We start from the raw sequence: 18,829 nt of genomic DNA, 5'->3' as shown, positions 1-18,829 counted from the left end.
CGCGAAGAGGTGGACAACGTCGTGCAGGTGACCATCGCCGAGCGTCAGTGGGACTCGCGCGAGACCTTCGAACCGCTGGATCCGACGAGGAAGTCGAGGTCGGCTCCGGTGTCGGCCTGCATGACGTGGTCGACGTACAGCCGCTCCCACCCTCGCCGCGGGTCGGCGAAGCCCTTGACCGTGGCATCGCTGACACCGCGCGCGGCGAACTCCTCGGCAGGAACCTCGACGTCGAGCCGGCGGTTGCGCACGTCGAGGCTGATCCAGTCACCCGTCTGCACCCGCGCGAGCGGGCCACCCGCAGCGGCCTCAGGAGTCACATGCAGGATGACGGTGCCATACGCGGTGCCCGACATCCGTCCGTCGCAGATGCGCACCATGTCGCGCACGCCCTTCTCGAGCAGCTTCTTCGGCAGCGGCATGTTCGACACCTCCGGCATGCCCGGGTAGCCCATCGGGCCGCAGCCGCGGAGGATCATGACGGAGTCCTCGTCGATGTCGAGGTCGGGGTCGTCGATGCGGGCGTGGAAGTCCTCGATCGAATCGAAGACGACGGCGCGGCCGCGATGCTTCAAGAGGTGAGGAGATGCCGCAGCGGGCTTGATGATCGCGCCACCCGGGGCGAGAGAACCGCGCAGCACGCTGATGCCGGCGGCGCGGATGAGCGGCTGCGTGCGCGGGGCGATGACGTCGGCATCCCAGATCCGCGCGTCGTCGAGGTAGTCCACGAGCGGGCGACCGGTGATGGTGAGCGCCGTGGGGTCGAGCAGGTCCTTCACCTCGCGGAGCACGGCGAGGAAGCCGCCCGCCCGGTAGAGGTCGTCCATCAGGTAGCGGCCCGCGGGCTGCAGGTTCACCAGCAGCGGTACCTCGGCGCCGATGCGGTCGAAGTCGTCGATGGTCAGGTCGATCCCGAGCCGTCCGGCGACCGCGAGCAGATGCACCACCGCATTCGTCGAACCCCCGATAGCGGCCAGCGCCACGATCGCGTTGTGGAAGCTCCCCTTCGTGAGGAACGTGGACGGGCGGCGATCCGCCGCGACCAGCTCCACCGCCAGCCGCCCGGTCTCGTGCGAGGCCGCCAGCAGCCTGCTGTCAGGTGCCGGCGTCCCGGCGAGCCCCGGGACGATCGTTCCCAGGGCCTCGGCGACGAGCGCCATCGTCGAGGCGGTCCCCATCGTGTTGCAATGGCCCTTCGACCGGATCATCGACGACTCGGACTTCTCGAACAGCGCCTCGCTGAGCGTGCCCGCGCGCACCTCTTCGCTGAGGCGCCAGACATCCGTGCCGCAGCCGAGCGCCTCGCCACGGAAGTGACCGGTGAGCATGGGGCCGCCGGGGATCACGACGGCAGGAAGATCGACGGATGCCGCGGCCATGAGCAGCGCGGGAATGGTCTTGTCGCATCCCCCCAGGAGCACCACGCCGTCGATCGGGTTCGCGCGCAGCATCTCTTCGGTGGCCATCGCCGCCATGTTGCGCCACAGCATCGCCGTCGGACGCACCTGCGTCTCACCCAGCGACACCACCGGCAACTCCAACGGGATCCCGCCCGCTTCGTAGATCCCGTTCTTGACCGACTGCGCCACCTCGTCGAGGTGCGCGTTGCAGGGAGTGAGATCCGACGCGGTGTTGGCGATGGCGATCTGCGGGCGGCCGCGGAACGCGGTGTCGGGAAGTCCGCGCCGCATCCACGCGCGGTGGATGTAGGCGTTCCGATCGTCGCCCGAGTACCACTCCGAGCTCCTGAGGTCGGTCGCCATTGTTTACCAACTTTCGGAATTTGCGTCAGATTGACGGAATATGACTATAGTAGCCGCACCGGCATGCGGCGAGCCCTCGCGCGACCGGAGTCGAATCGAGCACCGTGGAGGACATACCCATGAAGCTTGCCCGCATCGGAGTCGCCGGAGAAGAGAAGCCCGTCGCCTTCGTCACCGACGACACCTACGTAGATCTGTCGGACGTCGTCGCCGACTTCGACGAGGCGTTCTTCGCCGGTGGCGGCATCGACCGCATCCGACCGGTGGTGGCCGAACGCGCCTCGGCCGGCGGCATCCGTCCCCTCCTCGATCAGCGGATCGGCGCGCCGATAGCACGGCCGCACCAGATCATCTGCGTCGGACTCAACTACCGCGACCATGCGGCCGAGACGGGTCAGGCGGTGCCCGACGAGCCGATCCTCTTCACCAAGTCGCCCAACACGCTCGCCGGTCCGTACGACGACGTGCGGATTCCGCGCGGGTCCACCAAGCCGGACTGGGAGATCGAGCTCGGCATCGTCATCGGTCGACGCGCGAGCTACCTCGACTCGCCCGAGCAGGCGCTCGACCACATCGCGGGCTGGGTCGTGGTGAACGACGTCAGCGAGCGGGCGTTCCAGCTGGAGCGGGGCGGCCAATGGCTGAAGGGCAAGTCCGCCGAGACGTTCAACCCCACCGGGCCGTGGCTGGTGACGCCGGACGAGGTGTCCGACGTGCTCGACCTCGGCATGCGGCTGGACGTCAACGGCATCCGCCGGCAGGACGGCTCGACATCGACGATGGTGTTCGATCCGGCGTTCATCGTGCACTACATCAGCCAGTTCCTCGTGCTCGAGCCGGGCGACCTCATCAACACCGGCACTCCCCCGGGCGTCGGCATGGGCTTCCAGCCGCCGATCTGGCTGCAGCCCGGCGACGTCATGGAACTCGAGATCGACGGGCTCGGCTCGCAGCGACAGACAGTGCTCGCACCACGATGAAGGCGTTCGTGATCACGGCTCCCGGCGAGGCAGGGGTCCAGGACGTCGAGCCGCCCACGGCTGCGCCCGACGAAGTCGTCGTCGACGTGGCGCGAGCGGGCATCTGCGGCACCGACATCGAGTTCTACACCGGCGAGATGCAGTACCTCCATGAGGGACACGCTCAGTACCCGATGCGCATCGGCCACGAATGGATGGGCACCGTGTCGGCCGTCGGCGAGGGTGTGGACCCCGCCTGGGTCGGCCGCCGCGTGACCGGCGACACCATGCTGGGTTGTCAGAGATGCGTACGCTGCCGAGCCGGCTATCACCACGTGTGCGCCTTCCGCGACGAGATCGGAGTGCGCAACGGTCGCCCAGGCGCGTTGGCCGAGCAGGTCGCCGTGCCCGCGTGGGCGCTGCACGCACTCCCCGACGCGGTCGACGACGCCTCCGGCGCGATGGTCGAGCCCGGCGGCAATGCCTGGCGGTCGGTGGATGCCGCAGCCCTGAGCACCGGCGACCGGGCGCTGATCCTCGGTCCGGGAACGATCGGCCTGCTCTGCGCGCTGTTCGCCCGTGCGGCGGGAGCGGAGGTGCACCTCCTGGGCCGACCCGGCCGGTCGCTCGAGTTCGCCACGTCGTTCGGCTTCGACGGCGTATGGACGGAGTCAGACCTGCCCGATCTCGCCTGGCACGCGGTGATCGACTCGTCCAACGCGCCGCATCTCCCCGCACGGGCGCTCGAGCTCGTGGAGCCAGGCCGGCGCATCGTCCACGTCGGCCTCGCGGGCAGTCCGAGCCTGATCGACACCCGGATGCTCGCGCTCGGCGACATCACCGCCGTCGGCATCCTCGGCGCTTCCGCCGGGCTCGATCCGACGATCGCGGCCTACGCCGACGGCTCGGTCGATCCTCGACCGCTCGTGGCAGCGACCGTCCAGCTCGATGAGCTCGCCGGCATCCTCGCCGGCTCCCGCCCGCCACGGGCCGGGGCCGGACCCAAGATCCACGTCGAGATCTCTCGGCACAGCCCACGTCCCTCGGGCACACCTCGACAGGAACGATCATGAAGCGCGCACTCATCACCGGCGGGGCCCGCGGCCTCGGAGCCGCCACCGCCACACGTCTTCGCGCCGACGGTGTCGAAGTGATCACCGTGGACCGTGCCGGCGACGTCGACGAAGTCGTCGACATCACCGACGAGCGGGCCATCACGGCGCTTGCCACGCGCGTGGGCACCGTCGACATCCTCATCAACTCCGCCGGCATCGTCGGCCCGAACATGCCGCTCCTCGACACCACCACCGATGACTGGCGCGTCACCCTCGAGGTGAACGTGCTCGGCACCGTGGGCATGATGCGCGCCTTCATCCCGGGCATGGTGGAGCGCGGCTGGGGGCGCGTGGTGAACTTCGCGAGCATGGCAGGCAAGGACGGAAATCCCAATCTCGCCGCCTACTCCGCCTCCAAGGCCGCCGTCATCGCGCTGACGAAGTCCGCGGGCAAGGAGCTCGCCACGACCGGGGTGCTCGTCAACGCCATCGCACCCGCGGTCATCGCGACGCCGATGAACGACTCCACCGCCCCGGACGTGCTCGCGCACATCACCAGCCTGATTCCGATGAAGCGCGTGGGTGAGGCATCCGAAGTCGCAGAGCTCGTCGCCTGGCTCGGCTCGGAGAGGGTGAGCTTCTCGACGGGCGCGGTCTACGACATCAGCGGCGGCCGCGCCACCTACTGAACGGCGGGCGCGGGCTGAGCCGCGGCCACCGGCTCGCGCCGGACGATCGCGCGGATGGTGGGCAACTCGGCGATCAGGTGCGGCAGCGGCAGGCGGAACGCCAGTGCGCTGACGCTGATCGCTCCGGGGGGCGAGCTGAGGTCCTCCGTGGGAACGGGAACGGCGACGCAGTTGACGCCGACCTCGTTCTCCTGGTCGTCGACGGCGTAGCCGCGCTCTCTGGAGCGCTGCACCTCGTCCCAGAGCCGATCGAGATCGGTGATGGTGCCGGGCGTCCGCTGCTCCAGCGGACCATCGCCGAGCAACTCGCGCATTCCCTCGCGGTCGTTCACCTGATAGCCGAGCAGGAGCTTGCCGACGGCCGTCCGGTACGCCGGGTTGCGGCCGCCCACCACCGACGTCAGGCGCACCGCTCCGCCAGGAGGGTCGACTTTGGCACGGTAGACGACCTCGGCCCCGTCGAGGACGGCGTAGTGCGTCGTTTCACCGAACCGCGCAGCGAGCTGCTCGAGGAGGGGCGTGATGCGCACCGCCTCGGGCCGCTCGGCGTAGTTGTGGAACGCCAGCCGGAAGAACTCATCGCCCAGCACGTACGTGCCGCGACCGATCTGCGCCGCCAAGCCGGCCCTGCGCAGCGACGCGAGAGCGCGGTGCACCGTCGACTTCGGGCTGCGCATCGCCGCTGCGAGGTCGTCGAGGCTTACTCCGCGCGGATGCGCGCCGAGTTCGACGAGTACCGCGAGCACCCTGTCCGATCCGACGACGCGCGCATCTTCAGCAGCGGCATCCGTAGCGACCACAGCACTCCCTCGATCCGACTATCGGCATACTAGTCCGACATCGTGAAAGGGCCGCTCCGCAGGCTCGCCCGTGGCTCGCGACGGCTCTGAACCCACCGCCAGGGTCTCACCGCTCGCGCACCGGCCTCGCAACAGAATTCGGGCGAGATTCCGTCGAACGGTGTGGATATTGTCGTATCCGAGCGTCGCCGTTCGTGGATCAGGTGTGCGACCCGTCCGGGTCGCTGCGACCGAGGAGCCACGACATGGCTCTCGTCCCGATGAGAGGAGACGACAGTGACGAAGTATCTGATCGCATTCAACGACGAGTGGGTGCCGCTGCACACCGCCGAAGAATTGCGCAGCAAGAGTGAGGCTTCGCTGGCCGTGCTCGATGACATGAAGGCGGCAGGCGTCTTCCTCTATGCAGACGGCGGTATCGATGCCTCGACCGCCGTCTTCAGCGTCGTCAACAACGACGGGAAGCCGGTGTTCACCGACGGCCCGTTCGTCGAGTCCAAAGAGCACCTCGGCGGGTTCACCGTCATCGACGTGCCGGACGATGAAGCCGCACGGTACTGGGCAGGGCGAGTGGCCGTCGCGCTCGACTGGCCCCAGGAGGTGCACCGGTTCCCCTCGGATCTCGATGAGATCGTCGAACGGCACGCTGCGCCGGAGTGAGTGACTCCCCCGTCGACGAGGCGATCGCCCGCGTCCACCGCGAGGAGTGGGCGCGGGTGGTCGCCGGCCTCGCCCGTCGGTTCGGCGATCTCGATCTCGCCGAGGACGCCGCGGCCGAGGCCTTCGTCGCCGCGGTGGAGCGGTGGCCGCGCGAGGGAGTACCGCCCAACCCGGGAGCATGGCTCACCACCACCGCGACGCGGAAGGCGATCGACCGACTGCGCCGCGAGTCCCATCGCGACCACAAGCACCAGGCGGCACACATGCTGTCCGACCACACCCCGCACGAGCCGACCGGGCCGGTCGAGGACGACCGGCTGCGGCTCGTCTTCATCTGCTGTCATCCGGCCCTTGCGATGGAGGCCCGGATCGCCCTGACTCTGCGCCTGCTCGGCGGGCTCACCGTCGCAGAGATCGCCCGCGCCTTCCTCGTGCCGGAGACCACGATGGCACGACGCATCACCCGCGCGAAGGCGAAGATCGCGGCAGCCCGCATCCCGTACCGGGTGCCGTCGACGACCGACATCCGGCAGCGGGTCGCCGGTGTGCTCGCGGTGATCTACCTCATCTTCAACGAGGGCTACCTGGCCACCGCCGGCGACGACCCGGTGCGCGCCGATCTGACCGACGAGGCGATCCGTCTGGCCCGCTTGCTGCGCGTGCTCCTTCCCGACGACGGCGAGGTGATCGGCCTCCTCGCGCTGATGCTGCTGGCCGATGCGCGACGCACGGCCCGAGTCTCCCACGCCGGTGAACTGGTGACCCTCGACGAGCAGGACCGCAGCGCGTGGAATCGGGACCTGATCATCGAGGGCCACACCCTCGTCCGCGAACGGATCGCGGCCGTCGCCGCCGGTGCCGAGCCGCCGGGCCGCTACCAGCTCCTGGCCGCGATCAACGCCGTGCATACGGATGCCCCGTCCTCACGCGACACCGACTGGTCGCAGATCGTCGTGCTCTACGACCGCCTGATGCGGCTGGATCCCTCGCCGATCGTGCGCCTCAACCGCGCCATCGCGGTCGCCGAGCTCGATGGTCCCGAGGTCGGCCTGGCCGACATAGACCGACTCCGCGATGCCCTCGATGGGTACCACGCGTACCACGCGGCGCGCGCCGACTTGCTGCGGCGGGTCGGTCGCAGCGCGGAGGCGCGAACGGCGTACGACAGAGCCATCGAACTCGCCGGCAACTCCGCCGAGCGGGCCTACCTCACCCGCCGCCGCGACCAGCTCGTGGGGTGACCGACCTGCGGATCACGGGGGTTCTGGTTTCAGAGACTCACGTGCGACGGGCGGACCTGGTGATGCGGCGAGCGCGAAGCACGACCACCCGTGCCCACCCCGAGGAGTGTGCACGGGTGATCGCGTCCTCGACGTCCTTCACACGAAGGGCCGCACCTCGATCTTCCGGTCGCAGACCGTGGATGCCTCGGCGGCGAGCGTGAGGGCCACGTCGAGGTCGGGAGCCTCCCACACCCAGACGCCGGCGAGGTACTCCTTCGACTCGATGAAGGGACCGTCGCTGAACACCGACTCCTCGCCCCTGTTGTCGACCACCGTCGCCGAGTCGGGGTCGGCAAGTCCGCCTGCGAAGACCCAGTAGCCCTCGGAGACCAGTCGTTCGTTGAACGCGCTGATGGCGGACCGCCGGTCGGTGCTGCCCGGATTGGTCTTGTCGTCGATGACGGAGATCAGGTACTGCATGAAGATCCTCTCTGGTGGCGCCGTGCGGACGGCCTCACCAGTGCTACGAACACCACCGCCGTGATCGGACAGCTTCGGCCCGGTTCTTCGCCGAGATCGACGAATGTCCAGCAACCACGGCGCGGCTGACTAGCCGGGGCCGTCGGGATGCGCGAGATCGTAGGCACGGGCGAGCTTCTGGGGGACGACCATGCGCCACGCGTCGACGACGAACTCACGAGCCTCGGCGGGCTCCAGGGATGCGAGATCCGCGTCGACCCAGTTGAAGCGCAGATCGGATGCCGCCGGCATCCGGAATTTGAGAGGATCACCGCCGACCAGCGCCGCCCGCTCCTCCTTCGGGAAGGCGAATCCCATCACGCGCTCGTCGAGCGAGAACGCGACGTACACGATCTGGCCGACGCGGAATTTCAACCGCCCGCGGACGTACACCGGGTAGGAGCGCTCCAGTTCCGTGCCCAGGGCGCGGACATCGTCGATCACCGCCATGTTCCCAGTCTGGCGTTCATGCCGCAGGGCCGGCTGCTCGGCGGCCGACGCCGATCGAGGCAGGACCATCGCCGGCACTGCCGCACGGGCTTCATTCCGGGAGGTCAGCCCAGAACTGGAGGATCACCGCGGCGAGCCTCTCGGGTTGCTCGAGGGGGACCAGGGTACGTGCGGCTGAGATCGTGACTGCCTCGGCACCGGGTGCGAGGGATGCCGCGTGCTCCGCGTCTGCGGGGCTCCAGTCGCCACGGTCGTCGGAGGCGACGAAAAGACTCGGCACACGGATGTCGGCGAGCCTGTGGGTCACATCGGTCCGGTCGATGATGAACGAGCGCAACGCGCGGCTCATGCTGGCTTTCGTCGGGCGCCGCAGACTGTCGAGCACGACCTGGCGCGTGGCGGGCGTGGAGGCGGACTCCTCCGTCAGCATGGCCTCGACGATGGCGCGCCGGACGGGTCCCACCGGGCCGGCGAGGCGGAGAAGGGGCTTCAAAATCCCGATCTTGCGGCGCAGGCCGGCTGCGATGGGCTCGGTCGGCGAACTGACGGCGACCAGACTGCGCAGCGTGTGGGGGTCCGTCGCGAGGTCGAGTCCGACATGACCACCGAAGGCGTTGCCCAGCCAGTCGACGGGTTCGCCAGCGCCGAGCACCGCGAGGGCATCGCGCGCAGCATCCGCCGCCTCAGCGATCGTGGAACGACGACGCAACGCGGCAGTCAGCCCCAGGCCCGGCGGGTCGATCAGGACGAACCGCCTGGGGATGGCACTGCCCTCGTTCAGGCGGGGAAGGATGCGATCCCAGGTATGACTGTCGACGAACATCGACGACCAGAGGATCGTCAGGCGCCCGTCCCCGTAGACACGAGCGTGCAGTTCGCCGAGGCGGGTGTTGATCCGCTCGGTGTGTTCCGTGAGAGTGTTCATAATTGATGTTAGCTTAAGTAACATGAATTCAAGGCCGTATCGCATGACCGCACGAGCGAAGGATGCCGAGCTCACGGGCGAGCGGATCGTCGATGCCATGCTCGGGAGGTTCGAGACGACCCCCTACGAGCGCATCCGCATCGAGGACATCGCCGCCGATGCCGGCGTGACGGGGCAGACGGTGCTTCGCCGATTCGGCAGCAAGCCCGCTCTCATGAATGCGACAGTGGAACGCGAGCTCGGACGGATCGCTGCCGCTCGCGAAGCCGCCGCGCAGGCATCGCCGGTCGAGACGATCGGCGCCCTCGTCACGCACTACGAGCGCTACGGCGCGCTGATCCTGAAGACCTATTCGGAGGCTCCGCTCGTGCCGGGCCTTCCCGAGATCGCCGCGCGGGGTCGCGCTTTCCATGTGGACTGGTGTCGACGGGCGTTCACCCTCGACCCGTCGCTCTCGGAGCCGGAGGCCGCCCGACGGACTGCCGAGATCATCGCGATCTGCGATGCCATGACGTGGCGCATTCTCCGGTTCGACGGGGCACTCGACCCCGCGCAGACCGAGATCGCCCTCCGAGAGCTCCTGCTGCCCCTGCTCGCATCCCGGTAGACCCTACCTCCGACGCGGCGGTGAGGTCCCGCGGGGTCGGCGCCGGACGTGCGCTCCGTGGCCGCCGCCACTGGGGACGATCTCAGGACATCGGCAGTCGCAACGGCGATACGGCCCGCCGAGCGAGTACGCCGATCGCTGCGTCGGCGCGCGGCTGATGACGCTCCGATCGGACGGCTCGCGTGAGCACGGTGACAGCGACAGGGTGCTCGTCGGGAAATCGCACGACAGCTGCCTCATGGCGAAGGCTGCCGAGTGACCCCGTCTTGCCGTGCACGGTCACATCGTCGTGCGGAAAACCGGATCCGATGCGGTGCCGCCAAGCCTGATGGGCCATCGCATCGCGGACGAGCGCGTAGGAATCGCCCGTTCGCCGCCAGAGAATGTGGCACGCGGCGGTGAGGTCGGCGGCCGACCCTGCGCTCGCGTATGCCGGATCGTACTGAGACGTGCCGGTCATACGATCTGGGTCGGCGAGGGCCGCCTGCGCGGAAGCCCAGCTGTCCGCGCCTGTATCTCGCATGACTGACGCTGTCTCTTCGGCCGAGCCGTGACGGATGAGGGTGACCGGCAAACCGAGATGCTGCAGAAGGCGGTGCACTCGGTCGAGGCCGATCAGGGACAGGATCGCGTCGCCGGCGGCGTTGTCCGACACTGCCAGCATGAGCCGGACGGCGTCGCGCTGGCTGATCTCCACGTCGTCGAGCAGCATTGCGATTCCGGTCGGGCCTCCGACACGGCCTTCTGCCGGCACACGCACTCTCTCGCGTGGATCGAGTTGTCCGGCGTCGACGAGGCACGCCCACACGAGAGCAAGCGGGAGCTTGTACACCGACGCGATGGCGACCGGCTCCGCCGCAGAGAGCCCGACCTCACCCGGTGGACCATCCAGCCGGCTCGCATAAACCCAGGCGGACAACCCCGCGTCCCGGGCGATCTCGGCGAGATCGGCCTCGTGCCTCCCATGGTCGGGCGTCATCGGGCGAGCGCCGCGGTCAAGACCGCCACGGCGACCGGGTGATCGATATCGGACCGCTGATTCTTGGGAAGGGGAGTGGCGATCCGCAGGCGCAGCGGGGGCGCGTCGACGTCGGCAGACGCCCCGGCTGCCACCGCCGCGAGGCGAACCGTGTTGCGTGCTGCCGTCATGGCGCGGCGTTGGGCGATGTCGTGGGCTTCGACAACGCTGCCGCTGTGGCCTGTCCGGCGCAGCGCATCGACCAGCTGGTCGTGCGCGGGCGGCTGGTGGTGACGGGGCGGGACCGCGACAGGAAGCGAGCTCATGCCGTTCGCCCCCGAAGGCTCCCATCGGGTGGGCACCACCAGAACCGGTCCCGCCTCGAGGCCGTCGACGATGCCGGGGTGGCGCAGCACCGCGACGTCGAGCGCCCCGTCACGAAGCAGGTCCACCAGCTCCACGCTCCCGGCCACCGTCGGTGCGACCTGCTGCCCCGTCGATGCGAGAGCGCCGACCACATCGTCGATGAGATCGTCGATGTCACCCGCGAGCCCGAGCCTGATCTGCGTCGGCACGGCGAAGCCGGCAGCAAGGTCGTCGAATTCGCATTCCAGCCGGAGGAGCTCGCGCGCGTGCGGAAGGAGAGACTGCCCCGCGGGAGTGATGCGGACCCCCCGCGCGTCCCGATCGAAGAGGCGGATGCCGAGACGCATCTCCAGCCGCTGGATGCCCTGGGACAGGGGCGGTTGGGTCATGCCGAGGTCACGGGCGGCATCGCCGAAATGCCGGGTATCGGCCACCGCGGCGAAGAAATGCAGATGGCGAAGCAGATCCATGAATCGACGATATCGAAACCATATCGAGTCGGGTCAATGAGAGTCTTTGACTCTCACTATGTCGACCTTGAAAACTGCGGGGATGGATTCCGCACACACGATGAAGAAGAAGGCCATCGGTCCGCAGATGGGCCGCCGCGCCGTTCTGACCGGCGCCGGCGCCGCGGCACTCGCGGGTGTCGTCATGCAGACGGCCGCGCCCCAGCTCGCGTCCGCACAAGGTCTTGACGGGCAGCAGCCGACGGGAGGACACGGATTCGCCGCATTCGAATGGCTCGGCAACGCGGGGTGGAGGATCTCCACCCCGACGACGACCCTCCTGCTGGACCCGTATCTCAGCCGATTCGACACCGGCCTGGCTGCGGGAGCGTTCAAAGAGACCACTCCCCTGACGCTCGACCCCACAGCGATCGCCTCGGCCCTCGGCTCGCCGGGGGACGGGCGCCCCGGCGTGTCGGCCATCCTGGTCACACATACCCATTGGGACCATTTCGCAGACGTTCCCCACATCGCCGCGAGGTGGAAGTCGACCGTTTACACAACGCTGACGGGGTACCAGCTCGGAATCGCCATGGGACTGCCCTCCGCCCAGCTCGCCGTCGTCAAGGGTGGCGAGGAGCTCAACATCGGCGATGCCGTCGTACGAGTGGTCCGGTCGTTGCACAGTCGCAACGGCGCCGGAGGTCTGACGTTCCCTGGTGTGCGCACGCAGGTTCCCCCGCCGCCCGCGACGATCGCAGACCTGCTCGAAGGCGACACGATCGGGTTCGTCATCCGACCAGCCGTTGGCCGGCCGGGGGTGCTCCTGCTCGGTGGAAGCGACTACGACGATCAGGAGCTGCAGGGACTCGAGGTCGACACCGTAGCGCTGCCGGTGCCGAGCAACGGTTTCACCGCGGACTACGCGGGCCGACTGCTCCGCGCGCTCGACAATCCTCGAACGATCATCCTCGTGCACTGGGACGACTTCGAATCCCCGCTCGGCACTTCACCGAAGACCGATGAGAAGACTCGTCTCCGGATGGCGGCCCTCACGGCAGACATCAAGCGGATCTCGCCGCGCACCCGCGTCGTGGAGCCGACTTACCTCGCCCCGATGCAACTGCTCTGATTCCGACCAGCGCCCGCGGTATCGCGGCTCACGCTCGATCGGGCCACCGAGGTTCAGGCGAAGCGCACCCAGTTCGCGCCGTGCCCCGTCTCGGCGCGCTGCAGCAGCTCGAGGCGATTCTCATCCACCGCGTACAGCGCGACGTCGGTCGACTGCTCACCCGCCGCGACGAGATGGGCCCCGTCCGGGCTGATCGCGAAGCCTCGCGGCTGCGTCTCGGTCACGATGAACTCCGTAGGCGCCGAGACCGAGCCGTCCTCGGCGACGGATGCCGCCGCCAGCGTGCTCTCGGTGCGCTCGGTGGCCCACAGCCAGCGCTCTTGTGCGCCGAAGTGCAGGTCGGCGCCCCAGATCAGGTGCTCGGCCCGCGGATCCGCGCCGAACCGGCTATGGGTGAGCCCTCTGGACGGGTCGTACGCCGGAGCGGCGTCCTTCAGCTCGAGCAAGCCGGTCCGCACGTCGCGCGCGTAGTGCAGCACTTCGCCCGAGAACTCGGTGAGCACGTACACGGCGTCCTGCGCCCCGTTGAGTACGAGATGCCGCGGGCCACTGCCCTCCGGTGCGCCAACGGTCTCCGGATCGAGCGGTGCAAGACCCAAGCCGTCGTCGATGGCGTACTGCGCCACGAGGTCGGCGCCGAGCGAGACGAAGTACGCGAACCGGCCATCGGCACTCGGCAGCACCGAATGGAGGTTGGGGAACGCGATCCGCGAGACCGGCTGCCCCACGACCCCGTCCGCCACCGGAGCAGAGATCCCGTAGCCGCCGCCGTACGAAACACCGAGCAGACCCGTGCCTTCGCGGGTGAGGGCGAGGTAGTTCATCCCGCCGTCCGGAAGGTCCTGCCGCGAGAGCTGCTCCAGACGACCGGTGCCGCGATCGAGCTGCAGCGTCACAATCCCGGCGGGCTCGCCCTTGACGCCGGCGTAGACGAGGTCGCGCGAGGTGTCGACCGCGAAGCAGGAGCATCCGTCGAGCCCTTCCGTCACCGCGAGCCGTTCGAGTGCGCCGTCCGACAGACGAAACGTACTGATGCTGCCGTCACCGGCATTGGCCACGAGGACAAAGGTGGGTTCGGTCATCCCTCGATCGTACGTGCGACGGCAGACCGGCGCAGATGCAGGATCGGCGCCCTCGACACGGGCACGAGCACGGGGCGCTCGTCGGCGGAACTGGCCGACCGGTACGTGTTCTTCACCATTCCGGAGGCGTGACACAGGTCCCTGCGGCACGTCTTCTCAATTCGCGCTGCGACCCGAGCTCCGGATGTCGGCATGGTTCGCCCGCTCTGTGGCACTCCAGGTGGCGAGCAGCTTCAGGGCGTCGGCGCCGCGGCTGCCCGGTTCCGCGGTGTACGCGAAGAGGGTCAGTCCCTCGTCTCCGGGCAGCTGCATGGCCTGGAAGGTGAGCTCGAACTGGCCGACGGCGGGATGGCGGAAGGACTTGGTGCCGGTGCGGTGGAAGCGCACATTATGTTGCGCCCACATTTTGCGGAACTTCTCGCTCTTCGTCGAGAGCTCACCGATCAGATCCGACAGGTCGCGGTTGTGCGGGTCTCGTGCGGCCTCCTGTCGCAGGATCGCCACGGTGTCCTCCGCCATCGCATCCCACGCGGTCAGTTGAGTGACGGAGCTCTCGTCGAGGAACACGAAGCGGGCGAAGTTGACCGGCTCGTCCCGGTCGTCGTCCGAGTGGTACAAGGCACGGGCCAGATCGTTCATCGCGAGCACGTCGAGGCGCCCATTCTGCACGAACGCCGGAATCCCCGTCATCCCGTCGAGCAGGTGCTGGATGCTGGGCCGCACCTTCTGCGTGACCCGGCGACGCTGGCGCGGTGGGGAGGCGTTCGCCGCACGAGCCAGGTCGAAGAGATACGTGCGCTCGGCGTCGTCGAGCTTCAAAGCACGGGCGAGGGACTCCAGGATGCTGTCCGAGACGCCGGAGAGATTGCCGCGCTCGAGGCGGTTGTAGTAGTCGACGCTCATCCCGGAGATCATCGCGAGCTCTTCGCGCCGCAGCCCCGGGACACGGCGGATGCCGCCGTAGGTCGGCACGCCGGCCATCTCGGGCGTGAGCCGAGCACGGCGCGATTTCAGGAACTCCTGCACGTCCTTGCTGTTGGTCACGAACCCACGCTACGCGCGCACATCGGCGGCGTGGGAGGTATTGGCGTTACACGGAACACCAGCAACTACCTGGCATGGGGCCGACCCGGTTGACTGGCTCTCGCTCCCCAGACGCCCGACCTCCTCCGCCACCCATACGCGCGTCGTCAACCACTGGCCCACCCGCCGACAGACTGCCGGCGTCCAAGAAGGAAGACCCACCATGACCGAGATCGCTGTTCTGATCGGTACCGGAAGCATCGGCGTGGCCATCGGCCGTCGCGCCGCGATCGGCCGGAAGCTGCTGCTCGCCGACTTCAACGAGGACACCATGGCCGCCGTGGCCGCACAGCTGCACGGTGAAGGATATGACGTCACCACCCAGCAGATCGACATCGCCGATCACGGCTCCGTCGCCGCCCTGGCCGATACCGCCGCGGGACTGGGCGAGGTCACCCGTGTGATCATCGCCGCCGGCGTCTCGCCCGTGCAGGCCACCACCCTGCGGGTGCTGGAGGTCGACCTCGCCGGCACTGCCTACGTGCTGGAAGAGTTCGGCCGCGTGATCGCCGCCGGCGGGTCCGGCGTCGTGATCGCCAGCATGGCCGGGCACATGGGCGACGGGTATCCGAAAGACATCGAACACGCCCTGGCCTATACGCCGGCCGCCGAGCTCCTTCAGCTCGACGCCCTCGACCCCGCTGCGGTGGGGAACTCCGGCGCGGCGTACACGCTGGCGAAACGCGCCAACGCGCCAACGCGCTGCGCGTGCAGGCTGCCGCCGTCACCTGGGGTGCCCGCGGCGCACGCGTGAACTGCCTCAGCCCCGGCATCATCTCCACTCCGCTCGCGCAGGACGAGATGTCCGGCCCGAACGCCGCAGGGTACGCCGCAATGATCGAGACCTCGGCAGCCGGGCGGATGGGCACCCCCGTCGAGGTCGGCGACATCGCCGCTTACCTGCTGGGACCGGAGGGCGGCTTCATCACCGGTTCCGACCTCCTGATCGACGGTGGCGTCATCGCCGCCATGCGCGCCGGACAACTCGGGTGATCGAGGCCGCCTTCACCCTCACAGGATCGACGAATGGAAAGACCACCACGCCGCGAATCGACCCGCGCTGAGTCCCGAGCTCGTTGAAGCCTGGTCGCCTCAGGCGGGCGCACCCTCGCGCATGATGCCGCTGCAGGTGAGGATCAGCGAAGCGGATCCCCGGCGAGCGGAGTCGACCGAACGTCGCCAGGGACGTCGCTACCGCGGACGATCGCGAGCGCCCGACCACGGTAGGTGGCGTGAGCGGCATCGGCGAATGACTACTCGGTCGAGTCCGCAGATGGCATGGCCCCGGCAGAAATATTGCATTGACCAGGACTTCATGTGGCGGAGACGGAGGGATTTGAACCCTCGGTCCCCTTACGAGGACTCCACCTTAGCAGGGTGGTGCACTAGGCCTGACTATGCGACGTCTCCAGGCATCCGGCACTCGAAAGCGAACCGGACGCGCCCAGCAATCATAACCGGTCGGGGCGGCTGCACCGAACCGAAGTCACTTCTGCGGACGGGTGCAGGTGGTGTCCTTCGCCGTCTGGCCGGTGATGGCCGACGGCAACTCGACGCGGGCCTGGTCGGCGGGGGCGGCTGCGGCATCCGTCCCGTCGCCGGCTGCAGGAGTCGCACCCGTGTCGGTCGCGGCGGGGGTCGGTGTCACGGCGGGCTGCTCGACCTCGCCGGTCACCTCGATCGCGTGGCCTCCGCTGGCCTCGCCGGTGAGGGTCAGCGGCTGGTTGGCGGCGAGTGCGGTGAACAGCTCTTCGGCCGCTGCCTTCACCGGGAGCACTCGACTGGACGCGTTCCCGTTCAGCCCGGGGGCGTAGACGGTCGGGTACTGCACGAAGACGATGTCCTCGAACGGCACGTCCTTCACCGCCATGGCGATCTGCACCATCAGCGTCGGGTTCGTGAGGCCCGAGCTCAGCACGAGCTGGCCCTCCTTCGCCTGGCTGATCACAGTGGTCGCGAGGTTGAACAGCGTCGCGGGGTTCGCGAGCACGGCGTCGGACTGGAGCTTGCGCACCATGGAGCTCATGAACTGCTGCTGGTTCGAGATGCGACCGAGGTCGGACCCGTCCCCGATGCCGTGCCGGATGCGGAGGAACTGCAAGGCCTGCACTCCCTGCAGCGTGTGGGTGCCGGCGGTGAGGTGCAGTCCGGTGTAGTTGTCGTTGATATCCCCCGAGACGCACACGTCGATGCCGCCGATGGCGTTGGAGACGTTGACCACACCGGTCCAGCGGATCGCTGCGGCGAAGTCGATCTTGATCTGCTCGTTGTCGATCACCGCTTCGACGGTGTCTACCGTGCAGCCGAGTCCGCCGTACCAGTACGACGCGTTGATCATCTGCGACGACATCGCGGAGGTCTTCTTGCCGCTGCCGTCGCTCTTGTCGCACGCAGGGATCGGCACGAGCATGTCGCGCGGGAACGACACGACCGTCACGCGCCGCGGCTCGTCCGAGATGTGCACGAGCATGGTGACGTCGTTGCGCTCGCCCTCGGTGTCGCCGTTCATGCAGGCGCCCGAGAGCTTGGCGTTCTCGCCCTCGCACGAGTCGGTGCCCACGAGCAGGATGTTCACGCCACCCTCGATCGCCCCGAGCGACGGGGGCAGCGGCTTCTCCTCGTCGAGCACGACCGCGTTGGCGGTGACCGTCTGCGTGGCGTCCCACAGGTTGTAGGCCGCGATGCCGGCCGCGCTCACCCCGAAGACGGCGAGCACGACACCCAGCATGGCGAAGATCGTGGCGAACGGATGCCGCGACTTCAGCACGCCGTGACGCGCGACGGGCGTCCGGCCCCCTGACGAGGACCGCTTCGGAGCCGCCATCAGTCGGTGGCCCTGACGTTGCCGGCCGAGCAGGTCTGGTCGGCAGCGGACTGACCGGGGATGTCATCCAGGGGCACAGCGGTCTCCGTCGGTGCGGGGGTGCCGGTGGCGTCAGGCGTCGGAGCGGTCTCGACGGGAGGGTCCGTCGGCTGCGGGTCGACGGTGACGACGCCTCCGGTGTTGTTCTGGTCGTTCGTCAGCTCGATCGGCTCGTTGGCTGCCAGCGCGGCCCAGAGCTCCGCCGCCAGGCGCTCGTTGGGGACGACACGGTTCGGGTCGGCGGGGTCCTCGTTCACCGGGAACTGGACGAAGTTGATGTCTTCGAACGGCACGTTCTTGATCGCGAGCGCGATCTGCACGAGCGTCATCGGGTTGACGAGCGACTCGCTCGGCGTGATGTTGTCGACAGCGGTGGTGGCGAGCTTGTAGAGCGTGGCGGGATCCGACAGCACCTCGCTGCTCACGAGCTTGCGGGCGAGACTCGACATGTACTGCTGCTGGTTCGAGATACGGGCCAGGTCGCTGCCGTTTTCGAGCCCGTGCCGGGTGCGGAGGAACTGCAGCGCCTCGACGCCCTGGATCGTGCGCTGGCCGGGCCCCCAGTTGATGCCGGTGTACTTGTCCTTGATCCCGCCGTTGCCGATGCACACGTCGACGCCGCCGATCGCATCGGTGATGTTGATGACGTTGCCGAAGCTCACCTTGGCCGCGAAGGGGATGTTCTGACCGCTGAGGTCGCTGACCGTCTTGGCGACGCACGACAGGCCGCCGTAACCCCACGCCTCGTTGATCTGCGTCTTCGACGTCGCGGACGTGGTCGAGCCGTCCTCGCGCGTGCAGGACGGGATCGGGATCATCAGGTCGCGAGGGAACGACACCACCGTCACACGGCGGGGGTTGTCGGAGATGTGAACGAGCATGTTGACGTCGTTGAGCTGACCGCCGGCATCCGCCCCCGTGCACCGCGCGCCGAACAGGTAGGCGTACTCCTCCTCGCACTCGTCGGTGCCGACGAGGAGGATGTCGACGCCGCCCTCGATCGCACCGATGTCGGGCGGAACCGCATCCTGGCCCTCGAGCTCGACGGCACCGTCGGCGAAGCTCGCGACGACGTCGGTGGCGGCATACGCCGCAACGCCGACACCCGAGACGAGCACCACGGCGGCGACGATTCCGACGATCTTGAGGATGAACGCGAACGGACTCGGAGACGACAGCTCACCGTGGCGGGCCACCGTGCGGCGGCCACGCCTCGTGGGCTTGTGCGTCGAGCTCACTCGGTTCC

At 68.5% G+C, this 18,829-nt stretch carries 20 protein-coding genes and 1 tRNA gene; 9 read left to right on the top strand and 12 right to left on the bottom strand.

What is annotated here, in order from left to right:
• Positions 1-44: 44 nt before the first annotated feature.
• Positions 45-1,763 carry an IlvD/Edd family dehydratase gene (locus tag ACI3KY_RS11050; RefSeq protein ID WP_404930222.1) on the bottom strand — a complete coding sequence of 573 codons (1,719 nt, stop codon included), beginning with the start codon at positions 1,761-1,763 and terminating at the stop codon, positions 45-47.
• Positions 1,764-1,882: 119 nt separating this feature from the next.
• On the opposite strand from ACI3KY_RS11050, the gene ACI3KY_RS11045 reads away from it, so the two are divergent.
• The 3 genes from ACI3KY_RS11045 to ACI3KY_RS11035 are packed head-to-tail and all read left to right on the top strand — an operon-like array spanning position 1,883 to position 4,466.
• Positions 1,883-2,743 carry a fumarylacetoacetate hydrolase family protein gene (locus ACI3KY_RS11045; RefSeq protein WP_404930221.1) on the top strand — a complete coding sequence of 287 codons (861 nt, stop codon included), beginning with the start codon at positions 1,883-1,885 and terminating at the stop codon, positions 2,741-2,743.
• Between the two features lie 8 nt (positions 2,744-2,751).
• Positions 2,752-3,795 (top strand): zinc-binding dehydrogenase, encoded by a 1,044-nt coding sequence (locus ACI3KY_RS11040; protein WP_404930220.1) that lies wholly within the window; start codon positions 2,752-2,754, stop codon positions 3,793-3,795.
• Complete coding sequence (locus ACI3KY_RS11035) at positions 3,792-4,466, top strand: SDR family NAD(P)-dependent oxidoreductase (RefSeq protein ID WP_404930219.1); 675 nt, start codon at positions 3,792-3,794, stop codon at positions 4,464-4,466. Before ACI3KY_RS11040 ends, ACI3KY_RS11035 begins: the two co-directional genes overlap by 4 nt.
• On the opposite strand, the gene ACI3KY_RS11030 is transcribed toward ACI3KY_RS11035, so the two are convergent.
• Complete coding sequence (locus ACI3KY_RS11030; RefSeq protein WP_404930218.1) at positions 4,460-5,212, bottom strand: IclR family transcriptional regulator; 753 nt, start codon at positions 5,210-5,212, stop codon at positions 4,460-4,462. The genes ACI3KY_RS11035 and ACI3KY_RS11030 overlap by 7 nt on opposite strands.
• 330 nt (positions 5,213-5,542) lie before the next feature.
• On the opposite strand from ACI3KY_RS11030, the gene ACI3KY_RS11025 reads away from it, so the two are divergent.
• Both ACI3KY_RS11025 and ACI3KY_RS11020 read left to right on the top strand, forming a co-directional pair.
• Positions 5,543-5,926, top strand: a complete 384-nt coding sequence (locus ACI3KY_RS11025) for a YciI family protein (protein WP_404930217.1) — start codon at positions 5,543-5,545, stop codon at positions 5,924-5,926.
• Positions 5,923-7,167 carry an RNA polymerase sigma factor gene (locus ACI3KY_RS11020; RefSeq protein WP_404930216.1) on the top strand — a complete coding sequence of 415 codons (1,245 nt, stop codon included), beginning with the start codon at positions 5,923-5,925 and terminating at the stop codon, positions 7,165-7,167. The genes ACI3KY_RS11025 and ACI3KY_RS11020 overlap by 4 nt, the downstream gene beginning before the upstream one ends.
• A 138-nt stretch (positions 7,168-7,305) precedes the next feature.
• Here the strand turns inward: ACI3KY_RS11020 and ACI3KY_RS11015 are convergent, their stop codons facing one another.
• From ACI3KY_RS11015 to ACI3KY_RS11005, 3 genes are all read right to left on the bottom strand, one after another.
• Positions 7,306-7,629 carry a YciI family protein gene (locus tag ACI3KY_RS11015; RefSeq protein ID WP_404930215.1) on the bottom strand — a complete coding sequence of 108 codons (324 nt, stop codon included), beginning with the start codon at positions 7,627-7,629 and terminating at the stop codon, positions 7,306-7,308.
• 129 nt (positions 7,630-7,758) lie between these two features.
• On the bottom strand, positions 7,759-8,118 hold the full coding sequence (locus ACI3KY_RS11010) for an MmcQ/YjbR family DNA-binding protein (protein ID WP_404930214.1): 360 nt from the start codon (positions 8,116-8,118) through the stop codon (positions 7,759-7,761).
• Between the two features lie 91 nt (positions 8,119-8,209).
• Positions 8,210-9,043, bottom strand: coding sequence for an alpha/beta fold hydrolase (locus tag ACI3KY_RS11005; protein WP_404930213.1), 834 nt, complete (start codon positions 9,041-9,043; stop codon positions 8,210-8,212).
• A 43-nt stretch (positions 9,044-9,086) separates the two neighbouring features.
• Here ACI3KY_RS11005 and ACI3KY_RS11000 point away from each other — a divergent pair, with 43 nt between their 5' ends.
• Positions 9,087-9,650 carry a TetR/AcrR family transcriptional regulator gene (locus tag ACI3KY_RS11000; protein WP_404930212.1) on the top strand — a complete coding sequence of 188 codons (564 nt, stop codon included), beginning with the start codon at positions 9,087-9,089 and terminating at the stop codon, positions 9,648-9,650.
• A gap of 82 nt (positions 9,651-9,732) precedes the next feature.
• On the opposite strand, the gene ACI3KY_RS10995 is transcribed toward ACI3KY_RS11000, so the two are convergent.
• Positions 9,733-10,629, bottom strand: a complete 897-nt coding sequence (locus ACI3KY_RS10995; protein WP_404930211.1) for a serine hydrolase — start codon at positions 10,627-10,629, stop codon at positions 9,733-9,735.
• Entirely contained in the window at positions 10,626-11,444 is an 819-nt protein-coding gene (locus ACI3KY_RS10990; RefSeq protein WP_404930210.1) for a LysR family transcriptional regulator, read from the bottom strand. The genes ACI3KY_RS10995 and ACI3KY_RS10990 overlap by 4 nt, the downstream gene beginning before the upstream one ends.
• A gap of 82 nt (positions 11,445-11,526) precedes the next feature.
• Between ACI3KY_RS10990 and ACI3KY_RS10985 the strand changes: the two genes are divergently transcribed.
• The gene (locus ACI3KY_RS10985) at positions 11,527-12,555 is read left to right on the top strand and encodes an MBL fold metallo-hydrolase (RefSeq protein WP_404930209.1); all 1,029 of its coding nucleotides are present in this window, start codon (positions 11,527-11,529) and stop codon (positions 12,553-12,555) included.
• Between the two features lie 53 nt (positions 12,556-12,608).
• On the opposite strand, the gene ACI3KY_RS10980 is transcribed toward ACI3KY_RS10985, so the two are convergent.
• Positions 12,609-13,637, bottom strand: coding sequence for a lactonase family protein (locus tag ACI3KY_RS10980; protein WP_404930208.1), 1,029 nt, complete (start codon positions 13,635-13,637; stop codon positions 12,609-12,611).
• 156 nt (positions 13,638-13,793) lie between these two features.
• Positions 13,794-14,681, bottom strand: coding sequence for a helix-turn-helix domain-containing protein (locus tag ACI3KY_RS10975; RefSeq protein ID WP_404930207.1), 888 nt, complete (start codon positions 14,679-14,681; stop codon positions 13,794-13,796).
• Positions 14,682-14,883: 202 nt separating this feature from the next.
• On the opposite strand from ACI3KY_RS10975, the gene ACI3KY_RS10970 reads away from it, so the two are divergent.
• Positions 14,884-15,474 (top strand): SDR family NAD(P)-dependent oxidoreductase, encoded by a 591-nt coding sequence (locus ACI3KY_RS10970; protein WP_404930206.1) that lies wholly within the window; start codon positions 14,884-14,886, stop codon positions 15,472-15,474.
• The gene (locus ACI3KY_RS10965) at positions 15,429-15,713 is read left to right on the top strand and encodes an SDR family oxidoreductase (protein WP_404930205.1); all 285 of its coding nucleotides are present in this window, start codon (positions 15,429-15,431) and stop codon (positions 15,711-15,713) included. The genes ACI3KY_RS10970 and ACI3KY_RS10965 overlap by 46 nt, the downstream gene beginning before the upstream one ends.
• Positions 15,714-16,038: 325 nt before the next feature.
• Here the strand turns inward: ACI3KY_RS10965 and ACI3KY_RS10960 are convergent.
• From ACI3KY_RS10960 to ACI3KY_RS10950, 3 genes are all read right to left on the bottom strand, one after another.
• Positions 16,039-16,130: transfer RNA gene (locus ACI3KY_RS10960), tRNA-Ser, on the bottom strand.
• Positions 16,131-16,206: 76 nt separating this feature from the next.
• Positions 16,207-17,487: an LCP family protein gene (locus ACI3KY_RS10955; RefSeq protein ID WP_404930204.1), complete on the bottom strand. Its 1,281-nt coding sequence runs from the start codon at positions 17,485-17,487 to the stop codon at positions 16,207-16,209.
• Positions 17,488-17,543: 56 nt separating this feature from the next.
• Complete coding sequence (locus tag ACI3KY_RS10950; protein ID WP_404930203.1) at positions 17,544-18,821, bottom strand: LCP family protein; 1,278 nt, start codon at positions 18,819-18,821, stop codon at positions 17,544-17,546.
• Positions 18,822-18,829: the final 8 nt, after the last annotated feature.

This window comes from Microbacterium sp. ZW T2_14, assembly GCF_044987405.1.
GTDB lineage: Bacteria > Actinomycetota > Actinomycetes > Actinomycetales > Microbacteriaceae > Microbacterium.
The sequence above is the reverse complement of the archived record's forward strand: the minus strand, read 5'-3'. Positions and strand labels throughout refer to the sequence as shown.

Bases quoted from the DNA above. Each gene is read 5' to 3' on its own strand.
- ACI3KY_RS11050 (WP_404930222.1), bottom strand. From the start codon at position 1,763: ATGGCGACCGACCTCAGGAGCTCGGAGTGGTACTCGGGCGACGATCGG.
- ACI3KY_RS11045 (WP_404930221.1), top strand. From the start codon at position 1,883: ATGAAGCTTGCCCGCATCGGAGTCGCCGGAGAAGAGAAGCCCGTCGCC.
- ACI3KY_RS11035 (WP_404930219.1), top strand. From the start codon at position 3,792: ATGAAGCGCGCACTCATCACCGGCGGGGCCCGCGGCCTCGGAGCCGCC.
- ACI3KY_RS11015 (WP_404930215.1), bottom strand. From the start codon at position 7,629: ATGCAGTACCTGATCTCCGTCATCGACGACAAGACCAATCCGGGCAGC.
- ACI3KY_RS11010 (WP_404930214.1), bottom strand. From the start codon at position 8,118: ATGGCGGTGATCGACGATGTCCGCGCCCTGGGCACGGAACTGGAGCGC.
- ACI3KY_RS11005 (WP_404930213.1), bottom strand. From the start codon at position 9,043: ATGAACACTCTCACGGAACACACCGAGCGGATCAACACCCGCCTCGGC.
- ACI3KY_RS11000 (WP_404930212.1), top strand. From the start codon at position 9,087: ATGACCGCACGAGCGAAGGATGCCGAGCTCACGGGCGAGCGGATCGTC.
- ACI3KY_RS10995 (WP_404930211.1), bottom strand. From the start codon at position 10,629: ATGACGCCCGACCATGGGAGGCACGAGGCCGATCTCGCCGAGATCGCC.
- ACI3KY_RS10990 (WP_404930210.1), bottom strand. From the start codon at position 11,444: ATGGATCTGCTTCGCCATCTGCATTTCTTCGCCGCGGTGGCCGATACC.
- ACI3KY_RS10985 (WP_404930209.1), top strand. From the start codon at position 11,527: ATGGATTCCGCACACACGATGAAGAAGAAGGCCATCGGTCCGCAGATG.
- ACI3KY_RS10980 (WP_404930208.1), bottom strand. From the start codon at position 13,637: ATGACCGAACCCACCTTTGTCCTCGTGGCCAATGCCGGTGACGGCAGC.
- ACI3KY_RS10970 (WP_404930206.1), top strand. From the start codon at position 14,884: ATGACCGAGATCGCTGTTCTGATCGGTACCGGAAGCATCGGCGTGGCC.